Origin of the sequence: Paenibacillus sp. VTT E-133291 (genome assembly GCF_002264395.1) — a bacterium.
Taxonomy (GTDB): domain Bacteria; phylum Bacillota; class Bacilli; order Paenibacillales; family Paenibacillaceae; genus Paenibacillus_AQ; species Paenibacillus_AQ nitricinens.
Genome location: NZ_NFVA01000142.1, coordinates 1 through 10,087, shown reverse-complemented (window position 1 = coordinate 10,087; position 10,087 = coordinate 1). Strand labels below are relative to the sequence as shown.

At 41.1% G+C, this 10,087-nt stretch carries 7 protein-coding genes; 6 read left to right on the top strand and 1 reads right to left on the bottom strand.

Translation table 11 applies throughout. The features are described from left to right. Positions 1–2,798 (top strand): alpha-amylase family glycosyl hydrolase (locus tag CA598_RS29985; protein ID WP_143812478.1); only part of this gene is annotated, 2,798 nt, incomplete at its 5' end. Positions 2,799–2,881: 83 nt separating this feature from the next. Here the strand turns inward: CA598_RS29985 and CA598_RS29980 are convergent. Beyond that, on the bottom strand, positions 2,882–3,475 hold the full coding sequence (locus CA598_RS29980) for a YdeI/OmpD-associated family protein (protein WP_094878848.1): 594 nt from the start codon (positions 3,473–3,475) through the stop codon (positions 2,882–2,884). Between the two features lie 185 nt (positions 3,476–3,660). Here CA598_RS29980 and CA598_RS29975 point away from each other — a divergent pair, with 185 nt between their 5' ends. The 5 genes from CA598_RS29975 to CA598_RS29955 all read left to right on the top strand — a co-directional run. Then, positions 3,661–4,539, top strand: a complete 879-nt coding sequence (locus tag CA598_RS29975) for an aminoglycoside phosphotransferase family protein (RefSeq protein ID WP_094878847.1) — start codon at positions 3,661–3,663, stop codon at positions 4,537–4,539. Positions 4,540–4,768: 229 nt separating this feature from the next. Next, the gene (gene ahpC / locus CA598_RS29970; protein WP_042192019.1) at positions 4,769–5,332 is read left to right on the top strand and encodes an alkyl hydroperoxide reductase subunit C; all 564 of its coding nucleotides are present in this window, start codon (positions 4,769–4,771) and stop codon (positions 5,330–5,332) included. 13 nt (positions 5,333–5,345) lie between these two features. Then, positions 5,346–6,875, top strand: coding sequence for an alkyl hydroperoxide reductase subunit F (ahpF, locus tag CA598_RS29965; RefSeq protein WP_094878846.1), 1,530 nt, complete (start codon positions 5,346–5,348; stop codon positions 6,873–6,875). Positions 6,876–7,141: 266 nt separating this feature from the next. Then, positions 7,142–7,858: a purine-nucleoside phosphorylase gene (gene deoD, locus CA598_RS29960; RefSeq protein WP_094874689.1), complete on the top strand. Its 717-nt coding sequence runs from the start codon at positions 7,142–7,144 to the stop codon at positions 7,856–7,858. A 294-nt stretch (positions 7,859–8,152) separates the two neighbouring features. Continuing rightward, positions 8,153–10,087: beta propeller repeat protein (locus tag CA598_RS29955; RefSeq protein WP_094878845.1), on the top strand; the 1,935-nt coding region annotated here is incomplete at its 3' end.

Below are 10,087 nucleotides of genomic sequence, written 5' to 3'. Positions count from 1 at the left end.
CGCCAACAGTGACTCCTACACCAACACCTATTGCAACACCTACATCAACGCCAACAGTGACTCCTACAGCAACACCTAGCGCATCTCTTACACCAACGCCAACCGTAACACCTACCGCAACACCTACACCAAAACCAACCGTAACACCTGCACCAACGCCAACTTCGGCTGGCTTAACGGTTCATTTTAAGAAACCAGCAAGCTGGAGCTCAACGATCCGAATCCATTACTGGAATCTGAGTCCGACGACGGTTCCAACAAGCGGAGCTTGGCCAGGAATTCTGATGAAATCGGATGGGAATGACTGGTACAGCTATACTATTGCCAACGCCTCTGGCACAAGCCTTATCTTTAATGATGGCAACGGCAAACAGACCGCCGACTTGTCCCGCAGTGTAAAAGAGGGCTGGTATTCTTCGGATAATGTGTGGTATGACGCAAATCCAGAAATTCCGAAGATCCCTGTGATTTCAGTCTCTCCTACGCCTAAGACATATGATTCTGCTCAAACCGTGAAGCTTTCCAGTCTCAGTAGCAGCGATAAAATCTACTATACAACAGACGGGTCGACACCTACGACATCTTCTACCTTATACACGACTCCAATCCAAGTAGTCTCTACTATGACTATCAAGGCTTTTGGTGTGAACTCCTTAGGTCAAGCAGGCAGCGTAGGCACTTTTGCTTATGTTATTGACCTAAATCTCGACCTGCAAGCGCCAACGATTACAGCGAATTTACCTGTTGGAAATTCAAGCTCTGCAGTAACCGTATCTTTTAATATAAAAGATAACAAAGCGGCAACCACCACCGCATATTACACGGATAATGGTACGGAACCAACCACTAACTCAAAAGTCTACATCTCAGGAAATGCTTTAACGGCTCTGGCAGGACCGTCCATCCTCATTAATAAGACGACAACACTGAAATTCCTAGTCGTCGACGGTGCGGGAAATGAAACGAAACAGAGCTTCGTCTACACGATTGGAAATAAAGGCGATTTCCGTGAAGACACCATTTATTTCGTGATTACCTCTCGCTTCTACGATGGTGATCCGAGTAACAATGTGCATTCATGGGATGATGCCAAGGCGGGGAATCCGGATTCAGACCCAGCTTGGAGAGGGGATTTTAAGGGATTGATCCAAAAGCTAGATTACATCAAGGCGCTCGGATTCAGTGCGATTTGGATTACACCAGTGGTGCAGAATGCCAGCGGGTATGATTATCATGGGTACCATGCGATTAATTTTTCCAAAGTAGATCCAAGGTACGAATCAGCGGGAGCCTCTTATCAGGAATTAATCAATGTGGCTCATGCCAAAGGGATAAAGGTAATTCAGGATGTTGTCGTGAATCATACCGGTAATTTTGGGGAAGAGAATCTGTTACCTATGTTCAAAAAAGATCCAAACGCAGCCGACACCGTGAATAATATGATCAAAATTACGGATAAGCTGCCAGCCAACTACGATACGATGACCCCTGATCAGCAATATCAGGCAAGACTCGCCATCATGAAAAATGCGGACACCAACAATAACATGTACCACACCGAAAAAAGTCTTTCCTGGGAATCTTATACCGTGCAGACAGGGCAGATTGCAGGGGACGCTGTGGACTTGAACACGGAAAATCCTGTAGTGAATCAGTATCTAATTGACAGCTATAATCAATATATTGATATGGGTGTTGATGCTTTCCGGGTCGATACTGTGAAGCATGTTAGCCGGTATATTTTTAACAAATACTTTGTTCCTGCTTGGAAAACAAGAGGGGGCTCCAACTTCTTTGTCTTTGGGGAAGTAGCTACTCGGTACAGAGATGTGTGGAACAGTGGAATCCCGGCAATATCGACGCCATTCTATACATGGAAAAGCTCGAAAGCCTATCCGGGTGATGGACAAAATGACTACGCTTCCAATAAGCTGTCGGTAGAACAAGAGTGGGCGGATAACTCTACTACAACAGGACAGCCAACCTCGAACAATGCATTTTTACTCGGCAATAATTATCATGCGCCTGATTATTCGATGAAATCCGGTATGGATGTCATTGATTTTCCAATGCATTGGGCGTTCAAGACAGCACAGGAAGCCTTCAGTATGAGGAGTGGGGATCAATTCTATAACGATGCGACCTGGAATGTAACTTATGTTGACTCTCATGACTATGCACCTGACCAAGCACCTGAGAATCAACGGTTTGCAGGAACACAAGATACTTGGGCTGAGAATCTCTCCCTGATGTTCACCTTCCGAGGAATCCCTGCGATCTATTATGGTTCAGAAATTGAATTTAAAAAAGGTTCAGTCATCGATGTAGGTCCAAATGCTCCGCTCAGCTCAACAGGGCGCGCTTACTTCGGAGATCATATCGAGGGTAGCGTTACGGTTCAGGACTACGGTAAATATACAAACGCAACCGGCACACTTGCCGATTCATTGAACTATCCGTTGGCCAAACATATCAGACAGCTTAATTTAATCAGAAGAGCTGTTCCAGCCTTGCAAAAAGGTCAATATTCCACAGAAAATGTATCCGGTGATTTGGCATTTAAAAGAAGATACACCGACAGCACCAGTGGTATTGATAGCTTTGCATTAGTTACGATCTCAGGAAATGCGACATTTACCGGAATTCCGAATGGAACTTACGTGGATGCGGTGACTGGCGATACCAAAACCGTTACTAACGGCACAATCACACTGGTATGCTCCGGAAAAGGAAATGCGAGAGTCTATGTATTGAACGGTAGCGGTGGAATTGGAGTAACAGGAACCTACCTGAAATAGAATAAATCTGTCTTAGTAAAAAAGAGAAGAAGCAGCCTCAGTTCGGTTTTCCCACCGTTCTAAGGTTGCTTCTTCCTATAACATTAATCATTTAATCCTTTTCCATCTAGAATTTGCGGCATCCATTTTTCAACCCTAGAGACTCGAGTTTTGGACTGCTTGGGTTCAGAAAAATGATGAAGATAGGCTCTTTGTCGTCCAGGCGTCAAAGCTTCGAAAGCAGTTTTCAAGGCAGGCATTTCATCGAGTTTATTTTGAAATTCATCAGGAATGATGAAATCCGTGTTCTTTTTAAATTCTACTTCCAAGCCAGCTTTTTCAACTTCGATGGCTTCATAGATATAGTCTTTTATGATATTTTCTTTTTCTAGGATCTCTTGAACATTGGCGAACCGAATCTGGCGTGCTGCTTGAACATTCTCCGTTTGTTGAATCAGAATCCCATGGGTATCCTTTAATAAGACACCTTTATGAAACAGCAGCGCAATATATTCTTTAAATCCATGGATTAAGACTATGTTTTTGTTCTCTAACGTATAACAAGGATGCATCCACTTAAAATCTTCGGTTAATTCACAGTCAAGGACGATATTTCTCAACATCTCGTATTCTTCCTGCCACTGTTTTACTTTCCTTAAAAATCCGTCTACCTTAGGATTCGTTTTGCTATTTGTCATTAAGGAACACCCCTCTTCCTCGTAATTATATTATGTTAAAAAACCTTTCAACTGCTTCTTTCTTAGCTTGTCCCTTTTGTGGCTGATCTAAATGCAGAGATTGCAAGTAGATACTAGTAAGACTAACATAATATTAGATGTCTCTTACGAAATTGGCTAGTAAAACTTAGGATAGGGAGGGTTTTATGAATACAATTACCGTTGATTTAGTTGCGAGATTAATAAATGAACAATTTCCCGCATGGTCCAGTTTAGAGATTAGACCGGTAAAATGCAGTGGGCATGATAATCGAACGTTTCATTTAGGCGAGCATATGAGCGTGAGGTTACCCAGTGCGGCAGCTTACGCTCCACAAGTGGAGAAAGAACAACGATGGTTGCCCATTTTAGCTAAAGAACTCACACTACCGATTTCAACACCATTAGCTAAAGGGGAGCCTAGTGAAACATATCCATGGCCTTGGTCTATCAATAAGTGGGTAGAGGGTGAAACATTAACGTATCAAAATATTAATGATCTTAATCAAGTCGCTAGAGATTTAGGAGCATTTTTAATCGAATTACAATCTATTGAGGCTAGTGGAGGACCTTTAGCAGGAGCGCATAATTTCTATAGAGGTGGATCTTTAGCTGTATATGATGAAGAGTCTAGACACGCACTGGAACAGAATAAAGATATTTTTAATGAAGGTAAGTTGAAAAAAATTTGGGAGACGGCATTAGATTCTAAGCGGAATTCGCAGCCGGTTTGGGTTCATGGTGATATTGCGTCAGCGAATATTTTGGTTGAGAATGGGAGGATTTGCGCCGTTATTGATTTTGGAATCTTGGGGGTAGGCGATCCTGCTTGTGATGCGGCAATGGCTTGGAACTTTTTTGATAAGGATAACAGAAAGGTATTCAAGGATGTATTACAGATGGATGAAGGGACTTGGAACAGAGCAAGAGGATGGGCTTTATGGAAATCATTAATTACATATCATGGAAATCGATCTTCTAACCAAAAGGCAGCAAAGGAATCCTTAACTATTATTAATTCTATAGCAGATGACTTTGAATTGTAGAAATTGCTCTACATAAAACGTAAAAACTAACCCATACTAGCTCATAAGTATGATAATTTATGAACATTTAGCGACTGACAACGATTATCATATTAGAATTATTATAAATAACTTGACAGGCCTTAATTTGGTTAATTATAATAATTACAAATAGTATTCAGATATGTGATGTTTGCAGATTTGAATATTGTGCTCACAAAAAATAAAACTTAAAGGAGATTTAAATAATATGTCACTAATCGGAACAGAAGTCCTACCCTTCAAAGCAAGCGCATTTCAAGATGGGAAATTCATCGATGTATCAGAAGAAAACTTTAAAGGTAAATGGAGTGTAGTTTGCTTCTACCCAGCTGACTTTACATTCGTATGCCCAACTGAACTTGAAGATTTGCAAAACCAATATGAAACCCTGAAACAATTGGGTGTTGAAGTATATTCCGTTTCCACAGATACTCACTTTACACATAAAGCATGGCATGAAAGCTCCGCAGCTATTGGCAAGGTAAAATACATCATGATCGGCGATCCTTCTCATGTGATTTCCCGCAACTTTGATGTATTGATCGAAGCTGACGGTCTTGCTGATCGTGGTACATTCATCATTGATCCAGACGGTATTATCCAAACCGTTGAGATTAATGCTGGTGGTATTGGTCGCGATGCTAGTGCACTTGTTAACAAAATCAAAGCAGCACAATATGTACGCAATCATCCAGGTGAAGTATGCCCAGCGAAATGGTCTGAAGGTGCAGAAACTCTTAAACCAAGTCTGGATCTTGTAGGTAAGATTTAAGGAGCGAAAGCTAATGAAATTAGATCAAGAAATAAAAGTTCAACTTGCGCAATACCTAGAACTCTTGGAAGGCGACGTAGTACTGAAAATCAGTGCAGGCACTGACGAAGCATCGCAAGAGATGGAAGCGCTGGTTGATGAAATTGCCAAAATGTCAGCTAGGATTACGGTAGAAAAAACCGAACTCCCTAGAACCCCAAGCTTTAGCGTAAATCGTGTAGGTGAAGATACGGGCGTAACCTTTGCTGGAACTCCGCTTGGACATGAGTTTACTTCATTAGTATTGGCTCTATTGCAGGTTAGCGGAAGAGCGCCTAAGGTTGAGCAAAGTGTTATTGATCAGATCAAAGGCATTAGTGGCGAATATAAGTTTGAAACTTATGTCAGCCTAAGCTGTCATAATTGCCCTGATGTTGTACAAGCACTGAACCTAATGAGTATCTTTAATCCCGGCATTACCCATACGATGATTGACGGCGGAGTGTTCAAAGAAGAGGTAGAGCGCAAAGAAATTATGTCTGTTCCAAGCGTTTACCTTAACGGTGAATTTTTCGAAAGTGGTCGTATGACGGTTGAAGAAATTCTAGCTAAAATGGGTAGTACTGTGGATGCATCAGAGTTTGACAACAAAGCACCGTACGACGTGCTTGTTGTTGGTGGTGGTCCAGCAGGCGCAAGTGCAGCAATATATGCGGCACGTAAAGGGATTCGCACAGGTATTGTTGCTGAACGTTTAGGCGGACAGGTTAACGACACACTTGGTATTGAGAACTTTATCAGTGTGAATTACATTGAAGGTCCTCAGCTAGTGGCTAAACTCGAAGAGCAAGTGAAAGAGTACGGCATTGATGTGATGAAATTACAACGTGCTACACGTTTAGATAAGAATGAATTAATTGAAGTTGAACTCGAGAATGGTGCTGTTCTAAAGAGTAAGACGGTCATTCTATCGACAGGTGCTCGTTGGCGCAATATGGGTGTGCCTGGTGAAGCTGAATTCAAGAATAAAGGTGTAGCCTACTGCCCACACTGTGATGGTCCTTTATTTGCAGGCAAAGATGTTGCCGTTGTCGGCGGCGGTAATTCAGGAATTGAGGCAGCTATTGACCTTGCGGGTATAGTGAAGCATGTCACGGTTCTGGAATTTGCTCCAGAGCTCAAAGCAGATGCTGTACTGCAAGACCGTCTCTACAGCCTTCCTAATGTTACTGTGCTTAAGAACGTGCAAACGAAAGAAATTACCGGAACTGATAAGGTAAATGGTATTTCTTATATCGATCGCGCAACAGAAGAAACTCACCATATCGAATTGCAAGGTGTATTTGTACAGATCGGTCTGGTTCCGAATACAGATTGGTTAGGTGACATGGTTGAACGTACTCGCGTTGGCGAAATCGTTGTAGATAGCCATGGTGCCACAAACGTACCAGGAGTATTTGCTGCTGGCGATTGCACTAATAGTGCTTATAAACAAATCATCATTTCGATGGGATCTGGTGCAACTGCAGCTTTAGGTGCATTTGATTATCTGATCCGTAACTAATCGATACGGTTAATAAAAGCAAAGATCCAAAGCCCTCACTTTTCACAAAGTGGGGGCTTTTTTATGCGCCAATGAGCAAATAAAATCAAGGGGATTACGAACCAAATGATAATTCGATAGAGAAGATGGAGGAAATCAAAATAATGTTCCAGAAACTAAATGAATTGCGAATAAATTATAACAAAAGAATATTTTAAACGTATATTTAAATTCATGGATGGTATAGTAAGATAGTAGTTGAGTAACAAACTTAGGAGGAATAAATTATGTCGACACCGCACAATGCAGCACAAAATGGTGAAATCGCCAAAACAGTATTAATGCCAGGAGATCCGTTAAGAGCGAAGTATATCGCAGAAACCTATTTGGAAAATCCAACCCAATTTAATACGGTACGGAATATGTTTGGATATACAGGCACTTACAAAGGTAAAGAAGTGTCAGTAATGGGTTCGGGAATGGGAATGCCAAGTATCGGTATTTATTCTTATGAACTATACAAAAATTATGGTGTGGAAAACATCATTCGTATCGGTAGTGCAGGTGCCTACACAGATAAATTGAATTTATTTGATGTGGTACTGGCAGATAGTGCCTGGAGTGAATCTACATACGCCTATGTGCAAAGTGGTGTAGAAGGAGACGTGCAGCTGCCAAGTAAAGAATTGAACGAAGTCATTGAAGAAGCAGCTAAACGTATTAACAAGCCAATTTTAACGGCGAGAATTCATTCAAGCGATGTATTCTACCATGAAGACAACGTGCCCGGCCACAATGAATTTTACAATGAACATGGCTGTGTATGTGTAGAAATGGAGAGCTATGCATTGTTCCATAATGCGAAAGTATTAGGTAAACAAGCGGCATGTATTCTTACTATTTCAGATTCATTAGTGACTCATGCGGTAACCACGGCCGAAGAAAGACAAAATTCTTTCAACAGCATGATGGAAGTTGCATTAGAAGCAGCGATTTCTCTTTAACAATAAAATATAAGAAGCTATGTGCATTCTCATAAAAAACCTATTGAATACAGGATGAAGACCTGATATTTAATAGGTTTTTTTCTCATTTGTAAAGTCATGGAAATCACATGTGCGCGATAAAAAGATTCTTCATTTTTAATCAAAATTTAATGTTAAATTCATAATAATTCTCTCGGATTATACCGATATAAAAAACAAACCAAATGGCTAAAAAGCTTAGAAAAGACATTCAATTTCCATATGGTGGAACTGTTGATTTATATTATGGTGTAATGCCAAAGGGGGAAACTTGTGTTTAAGCGGAGTGGCAATCTTTTATTAGCAATAAGTTTAGTATTTTCTATCGTAAGTTCTCTATTTATGCCTGGAGTAACAGATGCAGCACCCAGCAATAGCAATATCATTGATCAAAGTTCCACATCAGCTGGAGATTTGAACAGTGTTGCATTTGGCAATGGTATTTTTGTTGCGGTGGGCCAAGGAGGAATATCTACTTCAACGAATGGTGTGGATTGGTCTATCTCTAAAAAGGTGGGAAGTCCCAAGCTTAACTCAATCGTGTTCGCTAATGGGCTGTTCTTAGCTATCGATGGCAGTGAAAAGGCAGTATATAAGTCAGCCGATGGTGAAAGCTGGACCAAAACTACGTTATCGATCACTCCGGAAAGACTGAAAGCGGTTAATGGAAAATTCTTTGTATGGCAGTCAGTATATAAAAATGGTACCAATCCACCTTCTTATGATGTAACTCTTCTGCAATCCTCGGATGGCGTTGTCTGGACAGATACAAGAATTACTTCTACCAATACAATATTCGGTATGCAAATGTTAACGGATATTGCTTACGGACAGAACAAATACGTAGTCTCTGCTAACAATGCAGTCTATTACACCTCAACAGATCTGATCAACTGGACAACGGTTACCTTAACCAATCTAGTGATCGACCACTATAATTCGAATTGGCCTTTTGTTATGAATGTAATGTATTTAAAGGATCGTTTTTTTAGTTATATCGTGACTCCTTTTGCTAAAAAAGTATTTACCTCTACAGACGGCGCTAACTGGACCGTTGATGCTTCATGGGATAATAAGCAATTTTATGGGGGGGCTTCTTTAAATGGGAGCTATTTGTTATATGGACAAGGGGTAATTTATAAATCTGCTGCGGCTCCGTTGGACAGCACCCAGTGGACATCTTCGGATACCCATACAACAATGATGGTGAATAATATGGTTTACGGAAATGGCAAATATGTTGCCTCAGGGGGCAGCGGATTGCTGGTTTCTTCTGACCTATCGGCGTGGAGTAATGTCAGCGGCAATCTGAAAAGTATTGCTAAGGATGGTGATGGTAATTATATTGCCGTCTCATCCGGGGAATATGGTTCTATCTACAAATCTAATAGCTCCGCAGTATGGAATGATGTCACTTCCTCAAAGCTGCCGGGAATGAATGCGGTCACGTATGGAGCAGGGAAGTTTATTGCGGTTACAAATAAAGAAAACTACAATCTTAATGCCAAAGTGGTTACCTCGACTAACGGTGACACTTGGACGGTGACAGATAGCGGTGTGCAGGACAATTTAAGCGGCGTCGCTTTTGGCGCAAATCAATACGTTGCTGTTTCTGATTATGGTGGAATTTACTCTTCAGTAAATGGAAACGCATGGACAGAGCGATTTAAGAACGGGGATTATGCGTTTAATACAGTAACCTACTTGAATAATCAATTTGTAGCTCTCGGGATGAATTACAATCCTAGTACCTATGAGCCCGATAATGTTGTTATAGCAAAATCATCAGATGGTGTACAGTGGGGTACGCCCTTAGAGATTGGTTTTCCAAATACCTCTTTAAAGGGAATTGCCTATGATGGTAGAGCTTATATTCTGGTTGGAGAAGATACACTTAGCCAGCAGGCGGTAATTCTAACCACAGAAGATTTGGTAACTTTTACGAAGGGTACAATATCAGCTGATGCATTAAATAATATCAGCTTTGGTAATGGGAGTTTTCTGGCTGTTGGATTAAAAGGTGAGTTATTCTCTTCGGCAGATGGATCCACGTGGACTCAGGAAACATCAGATCTTACCTCTAATCTTAATGGCATCATTTATGATGGTAATAATTTTAAGGTCGTGGGAGATCATTTTACCAAAATGACCTTAAACCTAGGACCTACTCTAGCATACAGCCTCACCGCAACAGCGGCGACTTTAACC

What these genes read in the sequence shown, in the direction of transcription:
- CA598_RS29980 (WP_094878848.1), bottom strand. Translation starts at nt 3,475, where the DNA reads ATGACAAATAGCAAAACGAATCCTAAGGTAGACGGATTTTTAAGGAAA.
- CA598_RS29975 (WP_094878847.1), top strand. Translation starts at nt 3,661, where the DNA reads ATGAATACAATTACCGTTGATTTAGTTGCGAGATTAATAAATGAACAA.
- ahpC (WP_042192019.1), top strand. Translation starts at nt 4,769, where the DNA reads ATGTCACTAATCGGAACAGAAGTCCTACCCTTCAAAGCAAGCGCATTT.
- ahpF (WP_094878846.1), top strand. Translation starts at nt 5,346, where the DNA reads ATGAAATTAGATCAAGAAATAAAAGTTCAACTTGCGCAATACCTAGAA.
- deoD (WP_094874689.1), top strand. Translation starts at nt 7,142, where the DNA reads ATGTCGACACCGCACAATGCAGCACAAAATGGTGAAATCGCCAAAACA.